The following is a 23,806-nucleotide window of genomic DNA, read 5'->3' on the forward strand; positions in this document are numbered from 1 at the left end:
ACGATGATAATGAAGGAAAAACCAATGTTAAAAATGAAAAAATTAAGCCTTGCCGTTGTAATGGCAACAACCCTCGCAGGCTGCGCCAATATCGGCGATTCTTACAAAGCCAGCCAAGCGGATTATCAACAATACGAAGAAATCACCAAGCAATTTAATATAAAAGAAAATTGGTGGTCGCTTTATAACGATGCCCAACTCAATCGTGTGGTGGAACAGGCTCTGTTGAACAATAAAGATCTCGCCAAAGCTGCCGTTGCCGTAAACCGTGCGCTTTATAACGCCAATTTGGTTGGGGCGGATTTAGTGCCGGCATTTAACGGTTCAACCTCCTCCGGCGCACAACGCCGTATTGATACCGGCGCGGGTTCTACCATTTCCCACACCGGCTCACTTAATGTCTCTTATACCCTCGATTTATGGCGTCGTTTAGCCGATACCACCGATGCGGCAGAATGGACACACAAAGCCACCGCAGAAGACTTGGAAGCGACCAAACTTTCATTAATCAATTCAGTGGTAACGACTTATTATCAAATTGCCTATTTGAATGACGCCATCAGCACCACAGAAGAAAGCATTAAATATTACAACGATATCAGTAGCATTATGCAACGCCGTTTAAGCCAAGGGGTTGCCGATGCCGCCAGTGTGGATCAAGCACAACAATCCGTATTAACCGCACGCAACAATTTGATTAACTATCAAACCCAGCGCAAAACCGCAGAACAAACCTTGCGTAATTTGCTTAACTTAAAACCGGAAGAAGCATTAAATATCACCTTCCCACACATTCTGAATGTGAAAAATGTGGGCGTGAACTTAAATGTACCGGTTTCCGCCATCGCCAACCGTCCTGATGTGAAAGGCTATCAATATCGTCTAAGCAGTGCCTTTAAAAATGCGAAAGCCACACAAAAAAGCTGGTTCCCTGAAATTACATTGGGCGGCAGTTTAAGCTCGACCGGCACAAAAGTAGGCAATGCCCTCCATAGTCCGGTTGCAGGTGGCACAATTGGTATTAATTTACCGTTCTTAAATTGGAATACCGTAAAATGGAACGTGAAAATTTCCGAAGCCGATTATGAAAGTGCGCGTTTAAGTTATGAACAAAGTATCACCACCGCCTTAAATGACGTGGACACCAACTATTTTGCCTTCACGCAAGCGCAAAATGCCTTTGCCAACCAACAAAAAACTTTCGATTACAACAAACGTATTACGCAATACTACCGTAACCGCTATAACGCCGGCGTATCGGAACTTCGTGAATGGTTAAATGCCGCAAACACGGAAAAAAGCTCACAACTTGCCATTTTACAAGCCAAATATAACGTCATTCAGGCAGAAAATGCGGTATATAGCTCAATGGCAGGTTACTACTCCCGCTAATCACATAATAAGGAAGTTTCGACTTCCTTATTTTTTGACAGAGTATTAAAAAAAATGAAAAAACAACTGACTTTTTATTTCATTCGCCACGGCAGAACACATTGGAACGAACAAGGACTAATGCAGGGTCACGGCGATTCACCTTTAACGGAGCAAGGCATTCTCGGGGCGAAAAAAGCCCGTATTGCGTTGCAACAGATTAATTTCAATGCTGCCTATTCCAGCTGTTTAAAACGTACAATTGATACGGCAGAATTGATCATTGGCGAGCGTGATATTCCCCTCTTTCAACATAAAGGATTAAACGAACAATTTTTCGGAAAATGGGAAGGCCAATGGGTTGAGCCATTGCGTGAACATCCGGAATTTAAACAGATGATCAATGATCCGGCAAATTACAAAGCGGAAACCAATGGCGGTGAAACCTACGGGCAACTTGCCAAGCGTGTAATGAAAGCCTTACAAGACATCATTAAAATTCATAATAGTGGCAATATTTTAATTGTTTCCCACGGACACACGCTACGCCTATTGATTGCCCTACTTGCCGGTGCAAGCTGGCAAAATCACCGTGAACAGGGTAAATCCGTCTCTTTGCTCAATACCGCCATCAGTGTTGTCCATTATGACAGCGAAAACGGATTTCGTGTTGAGAAAGTCAATGATGCAACACATTTGGAATAAAACACCGAAAAATTTGACCGCACTTTTATTTCACCCTTTCCCCATAATTAATAATGAGAAAACCAATGACGACTCAAATTCAAAAACTTGCCCCCGATACGGCGATTGATATTGCTTACGATATTTTCTTAGAAATGGCAGGGGAAAATTTAGATCCTGCCGACATCATTTTATTCAATCTTCAATTTGAAGAATGCGGTGCAGTCGAATTTGTCGAAACCGCCGATGATTGGGAGCAAGAAATCGGTGTATTAATTGATCCCGAAGCATTTGCCGAAGTTTGGATTGGCTTGGTGAATGAACAGGATGAAATGGAGGATATTTTCGCCAAATTCTTAATTTCCCACCGTGAAGAAGATCGCGAATTTCACGTTATTTGGAAAAAATAGAGTTCACACAAGGGAAATCATTGATGACTTCCCTTTTGTTTTAAAGTGGGATGCCGGAAAAAAGCACCAATAATAATGGCGGTAAGATATTTGTGACAAACCCAAAAGAAATAGCAATGGGAACAACTTCAATTCCACCGGATTTTTGAATAATGGGTAAAGTGCAATCCAACGCCGTTGCGCCGGTAATGCCGATAGCGGTTGAGCGAAAATGTTGCATAAAAAATGGCACGATAAATAGGCTTACCATTTCACGTAATAAATCATTAAAAAATGCGATACTTCCCTGCACCGGCCCCCAAGCATTGGTGAGTACCACGCTGGATAAAGAATACCACCCCATTCCTGAAGCAAATGCCAACCCCTGAGTAATCGGTATAGATAAGATAAAGGCGGCGATCATTCCTCCCAATAATGATGTGAGGGTAAATATGATTGCGGTTTGAAAACCCCGTTTATTAAAAAGTGCCTCTTTCAAAGCAATACCATTGTTGCGAAGCTGAATACCCACAAAAAAGATTAAAGCAATTAATACATAAAGATTCATTCCGCCCGACAGGGTGAAATGAGATTTTAATAACCAACCCAGTAATGCCCCAATCACTACGGCACAGAAAAGTTTAAAAGAATCCTGAAAAGCGTGCCATCGAGAACCGATTTTACCCTGTGTTTTAAGCGGTGGTGCGGGATTTAAACGATCGTATAACATAAGCCCGCCTATATTAATGGATAAAATCGTCACTGAAAGTATCACTGCCGTTTTACCAATCACGGGGAGGACTTTTTCAAGATTGTCTAATTGACCAAGCAGGTATCCCATCAAAAATAAAATGATATAAAGTAAAAACATCACAATTTGATTAATTTTTGTGATGTAACTTTTATTCTTTATTTTGAGCAAATAACCTAATAACAATGGCACTAAAACCATTAGCAGCCCACTTATCATCTCTTGCATTGTTTATTTCCTCCCGCCAAATTTTTCAATCTCTGAATGGAATCAATCCAACCAATCAATTTATTTTTTCTTTATACGTTGAATGGGTAATACCGTAAAAACAAAAAAGTGCGGTCAAAATAGAACTAAATTTGACCGCACTTTAGGTGTGAAAAACTAAGCGTTTACTTGACGTCTTGCAATGACGGCATCGGAGAGCTGTTTTAGTAAAATTTCCGTATCTTCCCAACCGATACACGCATCGGTAATGCTTTGTCCGTAAGTGGCGGCTTTACCATTTACTAAATCTTGGCGACCTTCCACAAGATGACTTTCCACCATTACACCAAAGATTTGTTTTGAGCCACCGGCAATTTGTTTGCTCACGTCTTCACAAACTTCCATTTGTTTTTTGAATTGTTTGCTACTGTTTGCGTGGCTGAAATCCACCATAACGTGTGGAATACGCCCTGATTTTTCAATATCCGCACAAACTTTCGCAACATCTTCTGCACTATAATTTGGGCCTTTATCGCCACCACGTAAGATGATGTGGCAGTCTTCGTTACCTTTTGTGGAAACAATGGCGGAATGACCAAATTTAGTCACCGATAAGAAATAATGTGGCGCTTCTGCCGCCCCAATCGCATCTAATGCGACTTTCACACCACCGTTGGTTGCATTTTTAAAACCCACCGCACAGGATAAGCCTGAAGCCAATTCACGGTGAACTTGAGATTCGGTTGTACGCGCACCAATCGCCCCCCAGCTCATAAAGTCTGCAACATATTGCGGTGTGATCATATCTAAAAATTCACCGGCTGAAGGCACACCTAAATTATTAATATCGGATAATAATTTACGGGCGATGCGTAAACCATCATTTAAGCGATAAGTATCATTTAAATAAGGATCGTTAATTAAACCCTTCCAACCCACCGTTGTACGCGGTTTTTCAAAATAAACACGCATAATAATTTCAAGACTGTCTTTGTATTTTTCACGTAACGGTTTTAAACGTGCGGCATATTCTAAGGCGGCTTTTGGATCGTGAATAGAACAAGGCCCTATAACAACCAGCAGACGATCATCTTTGCCGTGAATAATGTTATGCGTTTCTTGGCGGGTTTGTTTCACTAATGCGGCAGCTTCTTCACTTGCCGGAAATTTTTCTAATAACGCGATTGGCGGTAAAACCTGATCAACTTTTTCAATGCGTGTGTCATCATTTGCGACAACAATTTCGATTTTTTCTTTTTTCATACATCACTCTCTTATAATTGTAAAATGTTGTGTTTAAAAATTGCGGATACTCTACACTCATTTTATGTACTAGTAAACTAGTTCAACAGTAAGTTTTTAACGTGTTAACTAATGATTGCTCAAAACCTGAGCCGGTTGAAGTTTTGCCGCCCGACCTGCCGGATAAAGGCTTGCCAAAAGGCTTAACACCAATGCCGCCATTAACACCAACAAAACATCCTGCCAATGAAGTTCACTAGGAAGAAAATCAATAAAGTAGATACCATCCGATAACAATTTCTTTCCGAGTAAATATTCCAAGCCCTGAATCAGCGTGGTTAAATTCAACGCCAATATTACGCCAAGAACAATCCCTATTAGACAACCTTTCATTCCCGCTTGCAAGCCGTACCAGATGAAAATTCGCTTAATAAAGCCGTTATTTGCCCCAAGAGTACGCATAATGGCAATATCCCCCTGCTTATCTTTCACCGCCATCATTAAAGTGGAAACAATATTAAAGCAGGCAACACCAATCACCAACACCATTGCGATATACATTACCGTGCGAATAAGCTGAATATCGCGATACATATAACCAAATTTGCTTATCCAATTTTGTAAATAAAGTATTTGTGGATAGTGGTTTAATGCCGAATAATCAATTGATTGTACGTTAAAAGGATCATTTACTTTTAGCTCAACACCGGTAATTTGATCTTCCCGATAACCAAGCAATGTCTGCGCTTGCGTAAGAGGCATTAAGGCATAGCTATAATCAAGCTGCCCTTCCAAACGCAAGATTGCGGTCACTTGAATCCGCTCCCGATTCGGTTGGGAAAGCTGTTCTTCACCATTTTGTTGGGAAATCAATAAAGAAACCCAATCCCCCACCTGCACATCCAACTCTCTTGCAATGCCCGAGCCAAGTACCAAGCCACCTTCTTTGCCAAACCGCTGCCAACCTTCACCTTCTACAAACTTACCCAGTGAACTCACCCTATCTTCCGCCGCGTGATCCACGCCTTTTACTTGCACTACTTTCAGTTTACTGCCGTTTTCAACCAACGCCGTAAAACTCACGAAAGGTGAAAGTGCGGTTATTTTTTCATTTGTTTTTAATAGATCCGCAAGGTTTTGCCATTGATTGATGGTTTGCTCACGCCCATTGGGGTTCACCGTGATTTCCGCGTGAGGCACAACGGCAAGAATACGTTGATTTAACTCACGCTCAAAGCCATTCATTGCGCTCAATCCCACAATCAACACCGCTACGCCAAGGGCGATACCAATGGCTGAAAATTTTGAAATCAAGGCGACCAACGGATTTTTTTGTTTACCGCGTTGATAACGCCAGCTAATAAAAAAAGGTGTATTCATTATGCCCCTTCCCACAACACACCGTCTTGCATCGTTAAACGGCGAGATAATTTTTCCGCCAATCCCATATCGTGCGTGACTAACAAAAAGGCAATATTTTGTTCTTGATTTAGGGTTTGAATCAACTCAAAAATACTTTCGGTGGTTCTATGATCCAAATTCCCCGTTGGTTCGTCCGCCAACACCAAAGCAGGGTTATTTACCAAAGCACGGGCAATCGCCACACGCTGCCGCTCTCCCCCCGACAATGCTGAAGGACGATGAGAAATGCGATGTTGCAACCCCACTTTTCTCAATATACTCCCCGCACGATCTTCTGCTTCCCCTTTATTAATTCCCCCAATCAACATTGGCATCATCACATTCTCAAGTGCGGTAAAATCTGCCATCAAATGATGAAATTGATACACAAAGCCTAAATGTTGATTACGCAATTTCGCCAATTCCGATTCGGAGGCTTTTTGTAAAGATTGCCCTTTGATAAACACTTCACCACTGCTTGGCTGATCCAAACCACCCAAGGTGTGCAAAAGCGTACTTTTTCCCGAACCGGAACTGCCGACAATCGCCACCAATTCATTCGGTTTCATTGCGAAAGAAACCCCTTTCAACACTTGAGTTTGATGCTCGCCTTCTTGATAAAATTTGCTGATATTTTTACATTTTAGTAGATAATTATTCATTTTTTACTCTAATTTTAACCGCACTTGCATATTAAATTTGTTAATGTAAACAATTAAGAAATGTAGATAAATCTATTAATACGTTTTCTCAATTCTGGTTAAACCTCAACCTTTTCAAAAGTTTCAAATAGCGTCTGAGGAAAATACCTTGCCAAATAATTTTCTAAATAACGCCGCGTATCTTCAGAAATAATCGGATCATATTCGGGATAAAGGTTATACAATACGCGTAACACGCAAATATTTCTCGTTTTACACGCCTCTAAACTCAATAAAGTATGATTTATACTGCCCAATTTTCCTGAAGTGACCAACATTAAAGGATAACCCTGAGCCTGAATATAATCCAATGAGGTATCATATTCATTATAAGGAACCATTAATCCACCTGCGCCCTCAAGTAGCACATAATCGTACTTTTCAGCCAAAAGTGCGGTTGATTTTTCAATCTTTTTTGTATCAATTACATAAGCTTCTCTTTTTGCCGCTAAATGAGGAGAGCAAGGATATTCAAAAAGGTAAGGGCAAGTTGTGCCGTTAAGATCATCTTCAGTCAATGCAATACCTTGAATTTTTCGATGAACCAATAAATCCTCGGCAATTTTCCTACAGCCCGTTTGAATCATTTTTTGTGTGATCACAGAAAATCCTTGAAGCATTAATTGCTTTGCCAAAATACCTGTGGCAATGGTTTTTCCCACATCCGTATCAATTCCTGAAATAAAAATCACTTTTCCCACAACATACTCCTATTGTTTATACCGCGCAATCAACCATAGTGGCTGATAAGTCAAACGTACTTTTTTTGATAATAAAGAAAATTGCTGTTGATACTGTTTGATAAACGTATTGAGTTGTTGTTTTGTCCAATGTCCTTTCCCTGTTGCGGTTACTCCGGTATTTTTCAGATGTTGTAACACACTTATCGGTGTCGGAAAAGTAAGCTCTTCTGTTGTTGTTTCACCATAGAGCAAATCAAAATTGGTTTGTAACCACTCTTTCCAATCGGATAAATCGGGATAATCTAAACCAATTTGCGTGAGTGTGCGAATTTCTTTTAAATTTTCTTGCCCAAAAGTAGCGATTGCCAATAATCCATCAGGCTTTAATCCCACCTTACAATGCTGAATAAACTCTGCTTTATGGTGAAACCATTGTACTGCGGAAGCCGTAATAATGAGGTCATATTTTCTGGTAAAAGGAAATTGCTCGGCATCACCACAATAAAACTCAAAGGGTTGTGATAATCTTTTGTGAAGGCAATTTTTTACATCACATAAATCATTCAATATCCAGTGTTTGGCTTGTATCTGCTGCTGTAATTGTTCGCTTAGCAGTCCTGTTCCACAACCTAATTCTAAAACGTGATCAAGTGGTGTAGCAGGCAAATTCGGTATTAATTGAGCAATAAGCTGTTGATTAATTTTTTTCTGTACTAAAGCATTTGCATCATAACGGTTAAGGGCTTTCTGAAAATGTTGTTGTATGCGTTGTTTTTCAATAAATTTCATAGTTAATCCCATAGTTGTGACCAATGGGTAAACGCAGAAAATAGATAATGTTCCCCCTCAATTTCCTTGATTGTCGTACGATTTAGCCAATATTGACGTTGATTGAACGGTGAAAAAATTTTATCCCGATTACCGATAATCGCTTTGTCCCAAGCAATTAAATCAGTACGTTTATCTTGCAAAATTGTTTCAAAAAGTGCGGTCAATTCTTGCTGAATTTCCTTAAACTCGCGGCTTGGTGCCAACTGATAAAATACTAAATTTGCTTTATCGCCACAAATACGGCGATCAAATTTTGCTCGTGTGGTTTCATTCAGATTATCTAATGTCCCTTTAAAAATAGTATAAGGAATACCGAAATTATCATCGCAAGGCAATCCGGTCCCATTTATTGCCGTTGCTGACTCAAGTTGAACATTTTGCAATACCCTCTCTGCCACCCAAACGCCCATAGACCAAGCGACAATGCGAATTTTTTGATAAGGTGAAAAATCAAAGTTTAATGTGAAATCTTGATAATCATAGCAAATTAATAAATCATAATTTTCAGGCAGTTTTAAATGGTCAACGGCTGAAATTGGTGTTCCCCAACCTGCAAAATACACCAGCAAATTATCAGCTTGGTGATCTTCAAATTCTATTTTCATTTTATTACCTACAAATACTCGACAAACTGCATCAACTCTTCTTTGGTCATATCTGCCGTAAGTGATAAACGAATTCTTGACGTTCCCACCGGTACTGTCGGTGGGCGAATAGGTAAGCAATAATAACCCTTTTGTTGTAGCTGTTGTGCTTTTTCAAGGGTAGATTCATTATCGCCTAAAATATAAGGCACAATACAGGTAGAACTTGGCATTTTTCCTGAATATTGTTCTACTTCATCACGCAAAAACGTACTTAATTCGGCAAGATGTTTCCTTTCAGTAGAAAACAAAGGCAAACGTTCAAAGAGAAAATAGGTCCAGGCCACATTAATTGGCGGTAATGCGGTAGAAAAAATCAGCGGACGCATTTGGTTGATTAAATAGTCTTTCAATATTTCATCGCAGACTACATAAGCTCCCATCGATGCCAAAGCCTTGCCAAAAGTGCCGATTAATAAATCAATGTCCTGCAACACGCCAAATTTTTCAGCCATACCCAGCCCATTTTCGCCATAGACACCGATGGCGTGGGCTTCATCTACATAAAGATACGTATTTGGAAATTGTTTTTTCAGTTGAACTAATTGAGTCAAATCAGAAACATCACCGTCCATACTGAAAACCGATTCGGTTACAATAAAAGTGCGGTCAAATTTGCCGATATTTTTTTCTAAAAATTGCTGCAAATGTTCGTAATCATTATGGCGATAACGGAAAAATTGACATTGGCTTAATCGAATGCCATCAATGAGACTTGCATGAACCAATTTATCCGCCAAAATCAAACTTTTTGAGCTTGTCAATGCCGGTAGAATACCGATATTGGCGTGATAACCGCTATTAAACAACAAGCAACTTTCACGTTGAAATCGTTGTGCAATCAACTGTTCCAATTCATTATAAATTGGGAAATTACCTGTTAGTAAACGGGAAGATGAAGAGGTAAATTCAGGCAATTTTCTGCCATATTGTTCAAGAAAAGTTTGACGTAATACTTCATTTGATGCCAACCCCAAATAATCATTAGAAGACATATTAAGTATTAACCGCCCATCATGCTCAATATAACGTCCACGATGCGTTAAATTAGGGAGCGAACGATATTGATTGATATTTTTTAATTGGTTTAGTTGCTGCTCAAAATAGTTCATTTCATTCCTTTATTTTTCATATTCTTGTGATAATGCATTGATCATCCCTTGAGTTAATTGAATTAACTCATGATCTTGAATAATAAAAGGTGGCATCACATAAACCAATTTTCCAAAAGGGCGGATCCAAACACCATTTTCAACAAAACGCGGGACTAAACTTTTCATATTCACCGATTTTTTCATTTCAATCACCCCAATTGCGCCTAATACTCTGACGCCTTCCACATAATTTTTTTCTGTAAGCGGTGAAAGTTGTTGATGCAATATTTGTTCAATATGTCGAACATTCTCTTGCCACGGACTTTCTAATAATAATCGAATAGATTCCGCAGCAATGGCACAAGCCAAAGGGTTTGCCATAAAGGTAGGACCATGCATAAAACAATTTGCTTCGCCACTACAAATTATTTGTGCCACTGTTTCAGTTGTGATCGTTGCCGATAAGGTCAAATACCCACCAGTTAAGGCTTTACCAATACACATAATATCCGGTGAAACACCTGCGTGTTCTGATGCAAATAATTTTCCGGTTCGTCCAAAACCGGTGGCAATTTCATCAAAAATCAATAATACATTATGTCTTTGGCATAATTCTTGCGCTTTAACAAGATAAGTCGGTGAATAGAAATACATTCCGCCAGCACCTTGCACAACTGGTTCAAAAATTAATGCGGCAATTTCTTGCCCATGTTTTTCCAATAAATCCGCAAGAGGAGCTATCGCGTTGTCATTCCAAGATTCATTAAATGTTATACAAGGCTGTGGCAAAAAATACTGCACCGGCAAACTGCTACGAAATAAATGATGCATACCAGTGGTTGGATCACAAACGGACATCGCATGCCAAGTATCACCATGATATCCCGAACGAATCGTGGCAAATTTTTGTCGTTGCGGCTCACCTTTGGCATATTGATACTGAATTGCCATTTTCATTGCAACTTCAACAGCAACAGAACCACTATCAGCAAAAAAGATCTTATCCAATCCCTGTGGTAAAATTTGAACCAATAATTGCGCTAACTCTACAGCCGGTTCATGCGTAAAACCACCAAACATAATATGGCTCATCTTTGCCAACTGGTTTTGCGCAGCGGCGTTTAAACGAGGATGATTATAACCGTGCAGCGCCGCCCACCAAGACGACATACCATCAATTAATGAGCCACCACTCTTTAATTTGATATGCACACCTTCTGCTCCTTCTACCGCATAAAGGGGCATATCTGAATAGATTGAAGAATAAGGATGCCAAATATATTGATGATCAAATTCTAAGAGTTTTTGTTCTTCCATAATTCTCTCAATCGTATCAAAATCTTTTACTACTATTCATAGCGTAAGGCTTCCGCCGGTGCGGTTTTCGCCGCACGATAAGCCGGATAAATGGTTGATATAAAAGATAATAATAAAGAAAAAACCACCACCGTCATAATCTGCAGCGGAGAAATTTCGGTAGGGAGAAAAACACCGTTTGAATTGACCGCACTTATTATTGTCGTCAAATTTAACGTAACCAACACGCCTAAAATCGTGCCAATCAATGTGCCGACAAATCCCACTAATAAGCCTTGAAAAATAAAGACCAAACGCACTTGAGACTTCGTCAATCCCTGCGTTTGTAAAATGGCAATTTCGCCTTTTTTATCCACCACCATAAGGCTAAGTGAAGTGACGATATTAGAAACCGCCACCACAATGATTAAACTAATCAATAACCCCATCATATTTTTTTCCATTCGCACCGCTTGGAAAAATTCTCCTTTTTGAACCCGCCAATCGTCAATTTGCCATTCCGAAAAGGCTTGGGGTAGTGCTGTGATCAAGAAAGGATCGGTTAAAAATAGGCGATAACCTTGCGCCAACTCAGGCTGAATACGCATTAAACGACCAATATCCGATAAATTCGCAAATGCCTCATAATCCGAGGCTTCACCATAATCAAAATAGATCTCACTCACCGTGAACAAACGTTGCATTGGCACACGCCCAAAGGGGGTATATTGGCTGTTTTCCGTAATCATTAAGCGGATTTTATCACCAATATTCACCCCCAATTTTTGCGCAAGTCGATCACCAATAATCAGCTTAAATTCGCCTTCAGGTAACAACGCCTCAAATTGAGCGTTATCCAAAGATTCCAACAAGGGATCATCAGAAAAGGATTGCACGCCAATCACCTGCCCCGCACTCACGCCTTTTTTCGTTTGATAAATCACATTTGTGGTATTAATCGGTACGATTTTTTGTACAAAGTACGGTAAATTTTCCGGTAGTTTTTCCGTAGAAATGGGCTGTTCTTTACTTATAATGGCGTGCGGAAGAGAAGATAACACCTGTTGTTTTTGGTAACTTTCCAATCCGTTCATCACCGAAAGCACAATAATTAATGCCATCACGCCTAATACAATACCGAAAGCGGCAAGATTGGTCACCAATCGCCCAAAACGATCGGTACTTTTAGCCCGCCAATAACGTAGGGCGATATAAAGGGAAATGGGTAATTTCATATTATTTTAATTGCGCCACAAATTCTTCCATATTTTGCGTCACTTTTTGCACCAATGTGGTAACCGCACTGTCGCTTGCCCAAGCAATATGTGGTGTGATAATCAAATTCGGCATTGTTTTTGCCGCAAGAATTAACGCATTGTCTTTTTCCGGTGGCTCTTTACTCATTACATCCAATGCAGCACCTGCCAGATGACCGCTTTTTAAAGCCTCAAGTAAAGCATTTTCATCCACCAAAGGCCCACGCCCCGTATTAATCAAAAATGCCCCTTTTTTCATTTGTGACAGGGTTTCTGAATTGATTAAATTTTTCGTGGTTTCCGTTAGTGGACAATGTAAGGTAACAATATCCGCCTGTTTTAATACGTCTGCAAAAGGCGTATAACCTTCACGGCAAGTTGTGGCATCTTTATGTTCGGCATAAAGCACTTTCATCCCGATAGCTTCAGCCAATCGCCCGACTTCCGTCCCTAAGCAACCTTTGCCAAATACCCCTAAAGTCGCTCCCCGTACATCGGTAATCGGATAATCAAAATAACAAAATTGCGGACAATCTGCCCATTTCGCCATCGTTTGATCACACAACCAGCCGGCAAGACTGTGTTTTAACGAGAAAATTAATCCCAACACGTGTTCCGGCACGGTCACACCGGAATAACCGGTTACATTTTTTACTGCCACACCCAATTCTTTTGCAGCAACAAGATCCACGTTATTCGTTCCCGTTGCGGTAATGGCGATGAGTTTAAGTTTTGGTAGCTGTTCCAATGTGTTGCGATCAAAAACCACTTTACTGGTAATCACAATCTCTGCATCTTTTGCACGTTCAATGGTTTGTTGTGCAGAAGTGTGTTCATATTCAATCCATTCGTGAGCAAAATTCGGGCGAGGAATTGGAATGTGTTTTGGAATGGCGGTGCTGTCTAAAAATACGATTTTCATTGTGTTCTCCTTTTCGTTTTAAAAAACTTGTAATGTTAAAAAGTGCGGTCAAAAATTTTTTAATTTTCAACCGCACTTTTCCGTTAAATAGAAGTATCTAATTCAGGGAAAGATTTCACTAAATCATCAATGGCTTTCATTTGCGCAACAAAGCCTTCCAACACTGAAAGCGGTAATGCGGACGGGCCGTCACATTTTGCCTGATTTGGGTTTGGATGCGCCTCAAGAAATAAACCGGCAATGCCCACCGCCAAACCTGAACGTGCCAATTCCGTCACTTGCTCACGGCGACCACCGGAAGCCGCACCAAAAGGATCGCGACATTGTAGAGAATGGGTAACATCAAAAATCACCGGACTGCCTTTGGAGGCTTTTTTCATAACGCTGAAACCAAGCATATCCACGACTAAATTATCGTAACCAAAATTTGTACCGCGATCACAAAGAATCACTTTGTCGTTGCCACATTCCTCAATTTTTTCAACAATATTGCCCATTTGCCCCGGACTTAAAAATTGTGGTTTTTTTACATTAATCACCGCACCGGTACGCGCCATTGCTTCAACAAGATCTGTTTGACGGGCCAAAAATGCCGGTAATTGAATCACATCCACCACTTCCGCCACCGGTTTGCACTGATAAATTTCGTGGACATCGGTGATCACTTTCACGCCGAAAGTTTGTTTTAATTCTTGGAAAATTTTTAACCCTTCTTCCATTCCCGGGCCTCGATATGAATGAATAGACGAACGATTCGCCTTGTCAAAAGAGGCTTTAAACACATAAGGCACACCAAGTTTTTCCGTTACTTTTACATAGGCTTCGCATACCTGCATTGCCATATCGCGGCTTTCCAATACATTCATACCGCCGAAAAGGACGAAAGGCTTGTTATTCGCCATATCAATGTTGCCGATTTTTACAATTTTGTTTTGCATAAAATTTTCCTTTATTTACTGAAGAAAATGGCGATCTTGATCAATTTCGCCTTTGAGTTCTAAAAGTTGGGTGCGGATGAGTGCCGATGTAGGATCTTGAGGACAGTTATCAACAAAATATTCCAAATCTTTCAAGGCAGCAGGATACGCCCCCATTTGTGCCAATACAAATCCACGATCACGAATATGATAAGGATCATCAGACTTTAAAATAAGTAAATATTCTATGTAACGAAATGCCATATCATTATGTTCTTCACGAATCAGCGCGTTTTTGGCAAGCTGTTCAAAACGCGAATAAAGCAAATTCAAATCCGCCCGTTCAAGTTCTTCCTGTTGAATTTTCGCGCCAAAACCAAAAGCACCTTCATAAAGTTGCTGTAATTTTTCTTGGGAAATATCCTGACCGTTCCAAGGATCAATAAAAATAACCTTATCTTCAATTTCCGCCCGCAAAATCAGTTGGGTTGGAAAATTTACCGGATAAATCGGCAAATCTAAGGCATCAGCAAGATAAAGTACGATTGCGCCAAGGGTAACCGGCATTCCTTCACGATATTCAAATACATAAGGCAAATAAAGGTTACGGGCGTAAAAATAATTGTCGGGACTACAATGGAATGCCCAATCCTCATAAACCAATTTCAGCAAATGACGAATACGCTTTTCCAGCGTCCATTCCAAAGAAATTTCTCGGCGAGCCTTACGCACAAAATGCCCCATTTTGGCACGAAATTGCGTTTCTAATTCGCCGCCATCATCAGAAACCGCAAGATAAAAACTGACAAATTGATCGTATAACCCACGTCTGTAATATTTCATTATTTTTTCCAAAAACCGAATGTAATGCGTTCATTGTCGCCATAATCACGCAAGGTTGCAATATTTTCCCAATAATTTGCCTGAAAAATTGACCGCACTTTTTCGCCTTGCTGCCAGCTGTGTTCAACAAGCAGACAACCACCTTTTATTAAATAATGCGGTGCCTGTTCAATAATATGACGTAAATCGGCATAGCCTTGCTCGGAAGCAACCAGTGCGGATGAAGGCTCAAACCGCACATCACCTTGAGCCAAATGCACATCTTTTTCATCAATATAAGGCGGATTGCTGACAATCAAATCAAATTGTCCTTCTACCTTATCAAACCACTTGCTTTGAAAAAAACTCACATTCAAGCGATTTTTTTCTGCGTTCGATTTTGCAAGATCAACGGCTTGATGAATTAAATCTACCCCGATAATTTCCAATGAAATTTGTTGTTTTTCACAAATCGGTGCAAGCTCGGAAGACAAAGCTAAAGCGATTGCCCCTGTGCCGGTGCCAAGATCTAAAATCTTAAAGTGCGGTGGATTTTTTTGGAGTTGTTCTATCGCTATCGCCAAAGCCTTTTCCACTAAAATTTCAGTATCGGGACGTGGAATCAAAGTCTCTTTCGACACATTCAACGGCAATGACCAAAACTCTTTTTCCCCCAGAATATAGGCAACGGGTTCGCCTTTTATTCGGCGTGCCAAAAGTGCGGTTAAATTTGACCGCACTTTTTCATCTATTTCGGTCTCATCAAATGCAAGGATCTGCGTGCGGGATTTTCCGCTGGCATATTGCAATAACACCAAGGCATCAAGTTTGCCGTTCTCCTTTGGATTGGCTTCATTGAGCCTCGTAGTAGCTTGTAGCAACCATTGTCGATAATTCATTATTACTCGTCTTTTACCACGACAGAGCCAATCAGCAAATCCGTTAAAGAACGGCGATCATCACGCACAAGCGCCACAATGCCACTGATGATGATTAAAAATCCTGTCCACGCAAACAAAAGATCGATCACTTCACGTCCAATATATTTGCCCAATGTGATTGGATGCTGTGTGTTGTAATCAAATACCCGTAGCCCCAACCAACGTTTGGCAATCGTCTGCCCGTAGGTTTTCATAAAATAAATCTGTAATGCCACATACAAAATGGTGAATAGCAAACCACCAAAATCCCCCAAAACAAAACCAATGCCGGGGATAAGCCAAAGAAGCAGCCCATTGATCATACTCGCAAGCCAGCGTTTGAACCGACCGGCAGGAATTAAAGCAGAAGAATCTGTGAAATCACTATCATGTTGATTTTCAATTAACATTTTATTTTCTCCGAAAGTTAAAAAGCATCCACCGAGGGATGCTCCAAAGATTAATTTTGTTCAGACAACGCAGCCAGCTGATCTGCCTGATATTCGGTAATAATTGGCTGAATTAATTCATCAATTTTACCGTTCATCACTTCGTCCAAACGGTAAATGGTTAAATTGATACGGTGATCCGTCACTCGACCTTGCGGATAATTATAAGTGCGGATTTTGTCGGAACGATCGCCTGAACCTAATAAGTTACGGCGCATATCCGTTTGTTCTGCGGCTTGGCGTTCTTGCTCCGCTTGAACAATGCGTGAGGCAAGTACAGACATCGCTTTCGCTTTATTTTTATGTTGTGAACGTTCGTCCTGACACTCCACCACGATCCCCGTTGGGATATGGGTGATACGCACCGCAGAATCCGTAGTATTGACGTGCTGACCGCCTGCACCGGACGAACGATAGGTATCAATACGTAAATCCGCCGGATTGATTTCCGGCATTTCGGACTCCGGCAATTCCGGCATTACGGCAACCGTACAAGCAGAGGTGTGAATACGCCCTTGAGATTCGGTTTTCGGCACACGTTGCACGCGATGACCGCCCGATTCAAATTTTAGCTGACCGTAAACGCCTTCTCCGCTCACTTTTACGATCACTTCTTTATAGCCGCCCTGCTCGCTTTCGTTCGCACTGAGCATTTCCACACGCCAGCGTTTACTTTCCGCATAACGGCTGTACATTCGGAATAAATCACCGGCAAAAATCCCCGCTTCATCACCGCCTGTTCCCGCACGGATTTCTAAATAGCAGTTATATTCATCGTTTGGATCTTTCGGCAACAAAAGAATTTGAAGTTGTTGTTCCACTTCTTCAATTTCCGCTTTGGATTCTTCAATTTCCATTTGCGCCATTTCTTTCATTTCAGGATCGTCCAACAACATCTCCGCTTCTTCAATATTACTATTGAGTTGCGTCCATCGGTTAAAGCATTTCACCACTTCTTCAAGTTGGGCATATTCTTTGGAATAGGCACGGAATTTATCCTGATCACTGATTACGGAAGCATCGCCCAGCAAGGCTTCCAATTCTTCATAACGTTCTTTTAAACTTTCAAGTTTTGCAATAATGGAATCTTTCATCTTTTTCTATCTGCTCGGCAAAAATAAAATCGGCGTATTCTAGCCGATTTTAGGGAAAATTGACAGTGCGGAAAACACGCCGAAAATTGACCGCACTTTAAATGCGGGTTACATCAAATTTATCTAAATCAATACGATCTTCCGTGCCGTAAAAATTTGCCAAGGCTTTACGCAACGTTTCCGCACGCTTTGGCAGCCCTTTTTCGGCATAAATCTTTACTTGTTCATACACGGCTAATTTAAAAGGTTGGGTATCGCCCGGATTACCGTTTAAATTATCTGCACTGGCAAAATAACGAAAGCCTGCCGCCGTGGCTAAAATCCATTCTAAGGCTTGGGGCTTGATTTCAACTTTTTCAAAATCCCGTTGGCGTGCTTCAGAACGTCCATCCGGCTCATACCAATAACCAAAATCTTCCAACTTTCGGCGTTCCTTCCCCGCCACCAACCAATGTGCAATTTCGTGCAAGGCACTGCTATAAAAGCCACGGGCAAAATAAATAGCGTGATAAGGGACATCCTCATTTGCCGGAATATAAATCGGTTCTTCGCCGCCTTTCACCAGACGGGTGTTGTATTCCTGTTCAAAACATTGATTAAAAATGGCAATAATATCTTCTAATTTGTGTTCCATAATCTCTCCAAATACTGATGTGATAAGCGGTGAATTATATCACCAAAGGGTCATTTGCTCTTGCTTATTTTCTTCCGGAAGATTTACGTGTAGCCCTACCAAACGCACGCTTCGCCCTTGGCTGCGTTGCCAAATTTGCAAAAGTAATTGCTGAAAACTTGCCAAGGAAAAAGACAAACCGGTCTTTTCTAATGTAGTCACTTGAAAATCTTCAAATTTGAGTTTCACGCCTATTTTACGAAAAGCAGATAAAGGGAGATTTGGTACGGTACGTTCAAGACGGCGAAGTAATTCCGCATACAAATTATCCAATAAGGCAATCCCCTCCTCCACTTGCCGAATATTCTCTGCGAGAGTACGCTCAACGCCGACAGATTTTCGCTCCCGATGGGGCTGCACTGCACGTGGATCAATGCCGTGGCTGAAATCCCAAATACGTTTTCCCATTTTGCCAAATTGGTTCAATAAAATAGACTGATCAATTCGCTGCACATCGGCACAGGTTTCCAACTCCATTTCTGATAAACGTTGCGAGGTGACTCTTCCCACGCCGGGAATTTTTTTCAAAGCGAGTTTTTTAACAAAATCATCGACTTCATTTGGTTTAATCACAAATTGTCCGTTGGGTTTATTCATATCCGAGGCAATTTTGGCAAGAAATTTTAAGGGTGCTACGCCTGCCGATGAGGTAAGTTTAAGTTCATCAAAAATAGTCTGACGAATTTCTTGGGCAATCCAAGTAGCCGATCCCGAACACTTTTGGCAATCTGTCACATCTAAATAGGCTTCGTCTAAAGAAAGGGGTTCGATAATATCGGTATAACGATGAAAGATTTGATGAATTTGCGCAGAAACCTGTTTATACAACGCCATATTCACCGGCACGAGGATCAAATTAGGGCATTTTTTCACAGCTTGTGCCGTTGGCATCGCACTATGCAACCCAAATTTTCGTGCCTCATAATTACAGGTTGTCAATACACCACGCTGGCGTGAACTACCACCTACGGCAACGGGCTTGCCTGCCAATGAAGGATTTTCACGAATTTCTACCGAGGCATAAAAACAATCCATATCAATATGAATAATTTTTCGGGTAAAAGGCATAGCTGAAAAGTGCGGTTAAAAATGAAGGCATTTAGTATAACCACAAACAAAACACTGTTCAAGCATACAGTTAAAAATAAAGCCTGTACAAAGACAGGCTTTATTCAAAAACAGATTATTTACTCTCCCGAAGCTCTTTTTTATCGCTAAATCGAATAATACGATCGACAGGATAAACATCAATTTTAGCTTGGGTATCCATAAAAATAGGTCTGAATTTTTCTTGAATTTGCACAAAAGGCACTTGTAAATTAATCGCTAAGGATTTGCCCGGCATTAAAGGGGAGGCAAGATCAATTTTCATCTCTTGACTATGTACCACCTCACGATTATTCACATAAACACTTAACCAATCAATGCCTGAAATAGGCTTGTTCCCCACATTGGAAATCGCATATTTAAACACGGCAAGTGCTTGCCCGTTACTATCTACATTTAACTGACGACTTTCAACATTAATTGAGATAGTTTGATTCAGTGAAGCCATTTCCGCACTCTTATTAGATGCTGTTTTTGGTACTTCTTTATTTGACGCCGCCGATACATTGAACGCTAAAAAAAATATACCCACAAAAATAGCAATGAGAGATGTTAAATTTTTCATTTTATTTTTCCTTTTGATAAAAACGGGCAGATTCTAACCCAATAAAAAGCCTGAATAAATAGATTCTTTTATTTGCCGTTTTTTTTTGATACACTTACGCCCAAATTTGGGGCTGATTCTGGATTCGACGGGATTAGCGAAGCCCAAGGTGCACGTCGAGGTGCGGTAGGCCTCGTAAACAAACCGCAAAAAAATAGTCGCAAACGACGAACAATACGCTTTAGCAGCTTAATAACCTGCATTTAGCCTTCGCGCCCCAGCTTCCGCTCGTAAGACGGGGAGTTCGCGGAGTCAAACCAAAACGAGATCGTGTGGATGCCGCCGTTTGAGGATCGAAGCATTAAATTAAATCAAACTAGCTTAAATTTAGCGTGTCTGTCCGCATATTTAAGTGAAATTAAAGACCGACTAAACGTGTAGTACTGAAGGTAGAGTAATTTCGGACGCGGGTTCAACTCCCGCCAGCTCCACCAAATTTAAATCCAACACAATCCAATAAGAACCGATAAAGCCTTGAAAATACTGACTTCAAGGCTTTTTTATTGTCCAATGCGAGACAATGAGATATTACTGAATTCTTGAGTTTTAGTTATATAGAGAAAAATCAGTGCTTTTGTGGAAAAATTTAGGGGGATTGGTGGAAAACTCTAAGTAAATTAACCGCACTTTATCGAGGGGAAAACACCCCTCTCCGCCCCAAAATTTCCTATTGTTCTCTTGGGCATAAATAGGGATAATAACGCCCCTGTAAAAAGGGCAACATCAAAAAAAGCGGAAAGGAATGACACATTATATTTTATTGATTATTAGCACGGCATTGATTAACAACTTTGTGTTGGTGAAGTTTTTAGGACTTTGTCCATTTATGGGTGTGTCGAAAAAAATTGAAACGGCAATCGGAATGGGCTTGGCGACAATGTTTGTATTAACCGTGGCATCTCTTTGTGCTTATTTGGTGGATCATTATATTTTGTTGCCTTTAAATGCCACGTTTTTACGAACCCTTATTTTTATTCTCGTTATTGCAGTAGTCGTGCAATTTACCGAAATGGTGATCAATAAAACCAGCCCTACTCTTTATCGCCTGCTTGGTATTTTCTTGCCTTTAATTACAACAAACTGTGCGGTTTTAGGGGTCGCCCTGCTCAATGTGAATTTAGCCAATAATCTGACGGAATCGGTGATTTATGGTTTTGGTGCTTCCCTTGGTTTTGCCCTTGTTTTAGTCCTTTTTGCCGCTTTGCGTGAACGTCTGGTGGCGGCAGATGTGCCGATAACGTTTCGGGGTTCATCCATTGCCCTTATCACCGCAGGTTTAATGTCTCTTGCATTTATGGGCTTTACCGGACTGATTAAATAACGCCAATTAAATCTTATGTTCTATCTTTTAACCGCAATGGCAATCACCCTATTGATTTTATTTATCGGGCTTTATCAAAAATTTTTCGGAAAAATAAAGAAACAATGACAACGCTCCTCATCGTAATCACCTTGCTCGCCTTAATTTTTGGTGCGATTTTAGGTTTTGCTTCCTTAAAACTCAAAGTAGAAGCCGATCCTATCGTGGAAAAAATTGATGCCGTATTGCCACAAAGCCAATGTGGTCAGTGTGGTTATCCCGGCTGCAAACCTTATGCCGAAGCCATTGCCAATGGCGATCAAATCACTAAATGCGTTCCCGGCGGTCAACCAACGGTTGTCAAAATCGCAGAAATTTTAGGTGTTGATGTACCGGCGATGGAAGGTGTGGAAGAACCGGTCGAAATGGTCGCCTTTATTGATGAAAATATGTGTATTGGCTGCACCAAGTGTATTCAAGCCTGTCCGGTGGATGCCATTATCGGAACAAACAAAGCAATGCATACCATTATTCCCGATCTTTGCACCGGCTGTGAACTTTGTGTCGCCCCTTGTCCAACCGACTGTATTTCGATGATTGCGGTGAAAAAAGAGATTGAAAGCTGGGATTGGAAATTTGATGAAAAATTAATTATTCCGGTGGTGAATATAACGGATACCAATAAAAAATCGACAGTATTCAAAGGCGTGGAGGAATAAATGACGGACGTTTTATCTCGTTTTAATTCCGGTAAATTATGGGATTTCAAAGGGGGAATTCACCCACCTGATATGAAAGCCCAATCCGCCCATCAACCACTGAGAAATATGCCTTTAAGTGCAGATTATTACATTCCTCTCAAACAACACGCCGGACAAGCGGGTCATTTATTGGTGAACGTGGGCGATTATGTGCTAAAAGGGCAAGCCTTAACGCAAGGCGATGGCTTGCGTATGTTGCCGATCCACGCCCCCACTTCAGGCGTCATTAAATCTATTGCACCCTATGTTGCCGCCCACCCTTCCGGTTTGGATGAGCCAACTATTCATTTGCAGGCAGACGGATTGGATAAAGGTGTTGAACAAAATCCTATTGAAGATTTTCTCACCCTCACGCCGGAACAACTCATTGAAAAAATCTATCAAGCTGGTGTAGCAGGATTAGGCGGAGCCGTCTTTCCAACCGCCGCCAAAATTCAATCGGCGGAAAAAAAAGTTAAATTATTAATTATTAATGGGGCAGAATGTGAACCCTATATCACCTGTGATGATCGCCTTATGCAAGAGCATAGTGATGAAATTATCGAAGGTGTGCGGATTTTACGCTATATCTTGCGTCCGGAAAAAGTTGTCATTGCGATTGAAGACAATAAACCTGCTGCCATTCAAGCCATCAAACATACATTGCAAGGTGCAAACGATATTGATGTGCGTGTTATTCCAACAAAATATCCTTCCGGTGCCTCCAAACAGCTCATCTATTTACTCACCGGAATGGAAGTACCCAGTGGCGGGCGTTCATCCGATATTGGCGTGCTTATGCACAATGTTGGCACAGCCTTTGCGATTAAACGAGCGGTAATGGATGATGAAGCCTTAATCGAACGTGCCGTTACCCTCACCGGCGATAAAATTCAACAAAAAGGCAATTATTGGGTGCGGTTAGGCACGCCGATTTATCACGCACTCACCCACGCAGGCTATCAATTTGATGAACGTTTTCCTGTTTTTGCCGGCGGCCCGATGATGGGATTGGAACTCCCTAATCTAAATGCACCGGTGACAAAAATCGTCAACTGTCTGCTCGTACCGGATCATTTTGAATATGCCGAACCGGAGCCGGAACAAGCCTGTATTCGCTGTTCAAGCTGTTCTGATGCCTGTCCGATTAATCTGATGCCACAACAACTTTATTGGTTTGCACGTAGCGAAGATCACCAAAAATCAGAGGAATATGCCCTTAAAGATTGCATTGAATGTGGCGTATGTGCCTATGTTTGCCCGAGCCACATTCCCTTAATCCAATATTTCCGCCAAGAAAAAGCGAAAATTTGGCAAATCAAAGAAAAACAGAAAAAAGCCGATGAAGCGAAAGTTCGTTTTGAAGCCAAACAGGCACGTATGGCTCGTGAAGAACAAGAACGCAAAGCCCGAGCTCAACGTGCGGCTGAGGCACGCAGGGAAGAACTCGCCAAAACCAACGGCGAAGATCCGGTTAAAGCCGCATTAGAACGCTTAAAAGCCAAAAAATCTCATTCTGATGAAGCGGCACCAATTAAAACCTTAACATCGGAAAAAGGCGAAGTTCAGCCCGATAATTCAGATGTGATGGCATTACGTAAAGCCCGCCGCTTGGCTCGTCAGCAGGCAGAAACCGAAACGCTCGAAAAAACAGCAGAAAATTCAACCACACTTGATCCGAAAAAAGCAGCGGTTGCGGCAGCCATTG

The 23,806-nt window shown here is 41.1% G+C and carries 25 protein-coding genes and 1 other RNA gene; 7 read left to right on the forward strand and 19 right to left on the reverse strand.

Going from position 1 to position 23,806, the window contains the following annotated elements:
• Nucleotides 1-24 precede the first annotated feature (24 nt).
• The 3 genes from tdeA to BKL49_RS04790 all read left to right on the forward strand — a co-directional run bounded on the left by tdeA (nucleotide 25) and on the right by BKL49_RS04790 (nucleotide 2,465).
• The gene (gene tdeA, locus BKL49_RS04780; protein ID WP_077423471.1) at nucleotides 25-1,392 is read left to right on the forward strand and encodes a toxin/drug exporter TdeA; all 1,368 of its coding nucleotides are present in this window, start codon (nucleotides 25-27) and stop codon (nucleotides 1,390-1,392) included.
• A 54-nt stretch (nucleotides 1,393-1,446) separates the two neighbouring features.
• Nucleotides 1,447-2,076 (forward strand): histidine phosphatase family protein, encoded by a 630-nt coding sequence (locus BKL49_RS04785; RefSeq protein ID WP_077423472.1) that lies wholly within the window; start codon nucleotides 1,447-1,449, stop codon nucleotides 2,074-2,076.
• 65 nt (nucleotides 2,077-2,141) lie between these two features.
• Nucleotides 2,142-2,465 carry an HI1450 family dsDNA-mimic protein gene (locus BKL49_RS04790; protein WP_077423473.1) on the forward strand — a complete coding sequence of 108 codons (324 nt, stop codon included), beginning with the start codon at nucleotides 2,142-2,144 and terminating at the stop codon, nucleotides 2,463-2,465.
• Between the two features lie 40 nt (nucleotides 2,466-2,505).
• Here BKL49_RS04790 and BKL49_RS04795 read toward each other — a convergent pair whose 3' ends face one another.
• The 19 genes from BKL49_RS04795 to BKL49_RS04885 all read right to left on the reverse strand — a co-directional run bounded on the left by BKL49_RS04795 (nucleotide 2,506) and on the right by BKL49_RS04885 (nucleotide 20,019).
• Nucleotides 2,506-3,423: a LysO family transporter gene (locus tag BKL49_RS04795; protein WP_208607800.1), complete on the reverse strand. Its 918-nt coding sequence runs from the start codon at nucleotides 3,421-3,423 to the stop codon at nucleotides 2,506-2,508.
• Between the two features lie 156 nt (nucleotides 3,424-3,579).
• Nucleotides 3,580-4,665 (reverse strand): 3-deoxy-7-phosphoheptulonate synthase AroG, encoded by a 1,086-nt coding sequence (aroG, locus tag BKL49_RS04800; RefSeq protein ID WP_077423474.1) that lies wholly within the window; start codon nucleotides 4,663-4,665, stop codon nucleotides 3,580-3,582.
• Between the two features lie 108 nt (nucleotides 4,666-4,773).
• Nucleotides 4,774-6,024 carry a lipoprotein-releasing ABC transporter permease subunit LolE gene (gene lolE, locus BKL49_RS04805; RefSeq protein WP_077423475.1) on the reverse strand — a complete coding sequence of 417 codons (1,251 nt, stop codon included), beginning with the start codon at nucleotides 6,022-6,024 and terminating at the stop codon, nucleotides 4,774-4,776.
• Nucleotides 6,024-6,707, reverse strand: coding sequence for a lipoprotein-releasing ABC transporter ATP-binding protein LolD (gene lolD / locus BKL49_RS04810; protein ID WP_077423476.1), 684 nt, complete (start codon nucleotides 6,705-6,707; stop codon nucleotides 6,024-6,026). Before lolD ends, lolE begins: the two co-directional genes overlap by 1 nt.
• A gap of 98 nt (nucleotides 6,708-6,805) precedes the next feature.
• Nucleotides 6,806-7,447, reverse strand: a complete 642-nt coding sequence (bioD, locus tag BKL49_RS04815; protein WP_077423477.1) for a dethiobiotin synthase — start codon at nucleotides 7,445-7,447, stop codon at nucleotides 6,806-6,808.
• A 9-nt stretch (nucleotides 7,448-7,456) separates the two neighbouring features.
• Nucleotides 7,457-8,218 (reverse strand): malonyl-ACP O-methyltransferase BioC, encoded by a 762-nt coding sequence (gene bioC, locus BKL49_RS04820; protein ID WP_425271869.1) that lies wholly within the window; start codon nucleotides 8,216-8,218, stop codon nucleotides 7,457-7,459.
• A gap of 2 nt (nucleotides 8,219-8,220) precedes the next feature.
• The gene (locus BKL49_RS04825) at nucleotides 8,221-8,865 is read right to left on the reverse strand and encodes a pimeloyl-ACP methyl esterase BioG family protein (RefSeq protein WP_077423479.1); all 645 of its coding nucleotides are present in this window, start codon (nucleotides 8,863-8,865) and stop codon (nucleotides 8,221-8,223) included.
• An 8-nt stretch (nucleotides 8,866-8,873) separates the two neighbouring features.
• On the reverse strand, nucleotides 8,874-10,016 hold the full coding sequence (bioF, locus tag BKL49_RS04830; RefSeq protein WP_077423480.1) for an 8-amino-7-oxononanoate synthase: 1,143 nt from the start codon (nucleotides 10,014-10,016) through the stop codon (nucleotides 8,874-8,876).
• 9 nt (nucleotides 10,017-10,025) lie between these two features.
• Nucleotides 10,026-11,315 carry an adenosylmethionine--8-amino-7-oxononanoate transaminase gene (gene bioA / locus BKL49_RS04835; RefSeq protein ID WP_167367113.1) on the reverse strand — a complete coding sequence of 430 codons (1,290 nt, stop codon included), beginning with the start codon at nucleotides 11,313-11,315 and terminating at the stop codon, nucleotides 10,026-10,028.
• A 32-nt stretch (nucleotides 11,316-11,347) separates the two neighbouring features.
• Nucleotides 11,348-12,529 (reverse strand): lipoprotein-releasing ABC transporter permease subunit, encoded by a 1,182-nt coding sequence (locus BKL49_RS04840; RefSeq protein ID WP_077423482.1) that lies wholly within the window; start codon nucleotides 12,527-12,529, stop codon nucleotides 11,348-11,350.
• A 1-nt stretch (nucleotide 12,530) separates the two neighbouring features.
• Nucleotides 12,531-13,472, reverse strand: coding sequence for a 2-hydroxyacid dehydrogenase (locus tag BKL49_RS04845; protein ID WP_077423483.1), 942 nt, complete (start codon nucleotides 13,470-13,472; stop codon nucleotides 12,531-12,533).
• Between the two features lie 83 nt (nucleotides 13,473-13,555).
• Nucleotides 13,556-14,410 carry a 3-deoxy-8-phosphooctulonate synthase gene (gene kdsA, locus BKL49_RS04850; protein ID WP_077423484.1) on the reverse strand — a complete coding sequence of 285 codons (855 nt, stop codon included), beginning with the start codon at nucleotides 14,408-14,410 and terminating at the stop codon, nucleotides 13,556-13,558.
• Nucleotides 14,411-14,425: 15 nt separating this feature from the next.
• The gene (locus BKL49_RS04855; RefSeq protein WP_077423485.1) at nucleotides 14,426-15,232 is read right to left on the reverse strand and encodes a SirB1 family protein; all 807 of its coding nucleotides are present in this window, start codon (nucleotides 15,230-15,232) and stop codon (nucleotides 14,426-14,428) included.
• Nucleotides 15,232-16,110 carry a peptide chain release factor N(5)-glutamine methyltransferase gene (gene prmC / locus BKL49_RS04860; RefSeq protein ID WP_077423486.1) on the reverse strand — a complete coding sequence of 293 codons (879 nt, stop codon included), beginning with the start codon at nucleotides 16,108-16,110 and terminating at the stop codon, nucleotides 15,232-15,234. Before prmC ends, BKL49_RS04855 begins: the two co-directional genes overlap by 1 nt.
• Before the next feature lie 2 nt (nucleotides 16,111-16,112).
• A complete protein-coding gene (locus BKL49_RS04865) occupies nucleotides 16,113-16,541 on the reverse strand; it encodes an RDD family protein (protein WP_077423487.1) in 429 nt (142 codons plus the stop codon).
• 50 nt (nucleotides 16,542-16,591) lie between these two features.
• Nucleotides 16,592-17,674 (reverse strand): peptide chain release factor 1, encoded by a 1,083-nt coding sequence (prfA, locus tag BKL49_RS04870; protein WP_077423488.1) that lies wholly within the window; start codon nucleotides 17,672-17,674, stop codon nucleotides 16,592-16,594.
• A gap of 97 nt (nucleotides 17,675-17,771) precedes the next feature.
• Nucleotides 17,772-18,308 carry an elongation factor P hydroxylase gene (locus BKL49_RS04875; protein ID WP_077423489.1) on the reverse strand — a complete coding sequence of 179 codons (537 nt, stop codon included), beginning with the start codon at nucleotides 18,306-18,308 and terminating at the stop codon, nucleotides 17,772-17,774.
• A gap of 39 nt (nucleotides 18,309-18,347) precedes the next feature.
• Nucleotides 18,348-19,415, reverse strand: a complete 1,068-nt coding sequence (gene dinB / locus BKL49_RS04880; protein ID WP_077423490.1) for a DNA polymerase IV — start codon at nucleotides 19,413-19,415, stop codon at nucleotides 18,348-18,350.
• Nucleotides 19,416-19,530: 115 nt separating this feature from the next.
• A complete protein-coding gene (locus tag BKL49_RS04885; protein ID WP_077423491.1) occupies nucleotides 19,531-20,019 on the reverse strand; it encodes a hypothetical protein in 489 nt (162 codons plus the stop codon).
• Nucleotides 20,020-20,127: 108 nt separating this feature from the next.
• Here BKL49_RS04885 and ssrA point away from each other — a divergent pair.
• The 4 genes from ssrA to rsxC form a co-directional block, all read left to right on the forward strand.
• Nucleotides 20,128-20,492, forward strand: a transfer-messenger RNA (tmRNA) gene (gene ssrA, locus BKL49_RS04890).
• A 308-nt stretch (nucleotides 20,493-20,800) separates the two neighbouring features.
• Nucleotides 20,801-21,379: an electron transport complex subunit RsxA gene (gene rsxA, locus BKL49_RS04895; protein ID WP_077423492.1), complete on the forward strand. Its 579-nt coding sequence runs from the start codon at nucleotides 20,801-20,803 to the stop codon at nucleotides 21,377-21,379.
• Between the two features lie 104 nt (nucleotides 21,380-21,483).
• Nucleotides 21,484-22,077: an electron transport complex subunit RsxB gene (gene rsxB, locus BKL49_RS04900; RefSeq protein ID WP_077423493.1), complete on the forward strand. Its 594-nt coding sequence runs from the start codon at nucleotides 21,484-21,486 to the stop codon at nucleotides 22,075-22,077.
• Nucleotides 22,078-23,806, forward strand: a 1,729-nt coding sequence (gene rsxC, locus BKL49_RS04905; RefSeq protein ID WP_077423494.1) for an electron transport complex subunit RsxC, incomplete at its 3' end; no start/stop codon positions are given.

Origin of the sequence: Rodentibacter myodis (assembly GCF_001999305.1) — a bacterium.
GTDB lineage: Bacteria > Pseudomonadota > Gammaproteobacteria > Enterobacterales > Pasteurellaceae > Rodentibacter > Rodentibacter myodis.

What these genes read in the sequence shown, in the direction of transcription:
- tdeA (WP_077423471.1), top strand. Translation starts at nt 25, where the DNA reads ATGTTAAAAATGAAAAAATTAAGCCTTGCCGTTGTAATGGCAACAACC.
- BKL49_RS04785 (WP_077423472.1), top strand. Translation starts at nt 1,447, where the DNA reads ATGAAAAAACAACTGACTTTTTATTTCATTCGCCACGGCAGAACACAT.
- BKL49_RS04790 (WP_077423473.1), top strand. Translation starts at nt 2,142, where the DNA reads ATGACGACTCAAATTCAAAAACTTGCCCCCGATACGGCGATTGATATT.
- BKL49_RS04795 (WP_208607800.1), bottom strand. Translation starts at nt 3,423, where the DNA reads ATGCAAGAGATGATAAGTGGGCTGCTAATGGTTTTAGTGCCATTGTTA.
- aroG (WP_077423474.1), bottom strand. Translation starts at nt 4,665, where the DNA reads ATGAAAAAAGAAAAAATCGAAATTGTTGTCGCAAATGATGACACACGC.
- lolE (WP_077423475.1), bottom strand. Translation starts at nt 6,024, where the DNA reads ATGAATACACCTTTTTTTATTAGCTGGCGTTATCAACGCGGTAAACAA.
- lolD (WP_077423476.1), bottom strand. Translation starts at nt 6,707, where the DNA reads ATGAATAATTATCTACTAAAATGTAAAAATATCAGCAAATTTTATCAA.
- bioC (WP_425271869.1), bottom strand. Translation starts at nt 8,218, where the DNA reads ATGAAATTTATTGAAAAACAACGCATACAACAACATTTTCAGAAAGCC.
- BKL49_RS04825 (WP_077423479.1), bottom strand. Translation starts at nt 8,865, where the DNA reads ATGAAAATAGAATTTGAAGATCACCAAGCTGATAATTTGCTGGTGTAT.
- bioF (WP_077423480.1), bottom strand. Translation starts at nt 10,016, where the DNA reads ATGAACTATTTTGAGCAGCAACTAAACCAATTAAAAAATATCAATCAA.
- bioA (WP_167367113.1), bottom strand. Translation starts at nt 11,315, where the DNA reads ATGGAAGAACAAAAACTCTTAGAATTTGATCATCAATATATTTGGCAT.
- BKL49_RS04840 (WP_077423482.1), bottom strand. Translation starts at nt 12,529, where the DNA reads ATGAAATTACCCATTTCCCTTTATATCGCCCTACGTTATTGGCGGGCT.
- BKL49_RS04845 (WP_077423483.1), bottom strand. Translation starts at nt 13,472, where the DNA reads ATGAAAATCGTATTTTTAGACAGCACCGCCATTCCAAAACACATTCCA.
- kdsA (WP_077423484.1), bottom strand. Translation starts at nt 14,410, where the DNA reads ATGCAAAACAAAATTGTAAAAATCGGCAACATTGATATGGCGAATAAC.
- BKL49_RS04855 (WP_077423485.1), bottom strand. Translation starts at nt 15,232, where the DNA reads ATGAAATATTACAGACGTGGGTTATACGATCAATTTGTCAGTTTTTAT.
- prmC (WP_077423486.1), bottom strand. Translation starts at nt 16,110, where the DNA reads ATGAATTATCGACAATGGTTGCTACAAGCTACTACGAGGCTCAATGAA.
- BKL49_RS04865 (WP_077423487.1), bottom strand. Translation starts at nt 16,541, where the DNA reads ATGTTAATTGAAAATCAACATGATAGTGATTTCACAGATTCTTCTGCT.
- prfA (WP_077423488.1), bottom strand. Translation starts at nt 17,674, where the DNA reads ATGAAAGATTCCATTATTGCAAAACTTGAAAGTTTAAAAGAACGTTAT.
- BKL49_RS04875 (WP_077423489.1), bottom strand. Translation starts at nt 18,308, where the DNA reads ATGGAACACAAATTAGAAGATATTATTGCCATTTTTAATCAATGTTTT.
- dinB (WP_077423490.1), bottom strand. Translation starts at nt 19,415, where the DNA reads ATGCCTTTTACCCGAAAAATTATTCATATTGATATGGATTGTTTTTAT.
- BKL49_RS04885 (WP_077423491.1), bottom strand. Translation starts at nt 20,019, where the DNA reads ATGAAAAATTTAACATCTCTCATTGCTATTTTTGTGGGTATATTTTTT.
- rsxA (WP_077423492.1), top strand. Translation starts at nt 20,801, where the DNA reads ATGACACATTATATTTTATTGATTATTAGCACGGCATTGATTAACAAC.
- rsxB (WP_077423493.1), top strand. Translation starts at nt 21,484, where the DNA reads ATGACAACGCTCCTCATCGTAATCACCTTGCTCGCCTTAATTTTTGGT.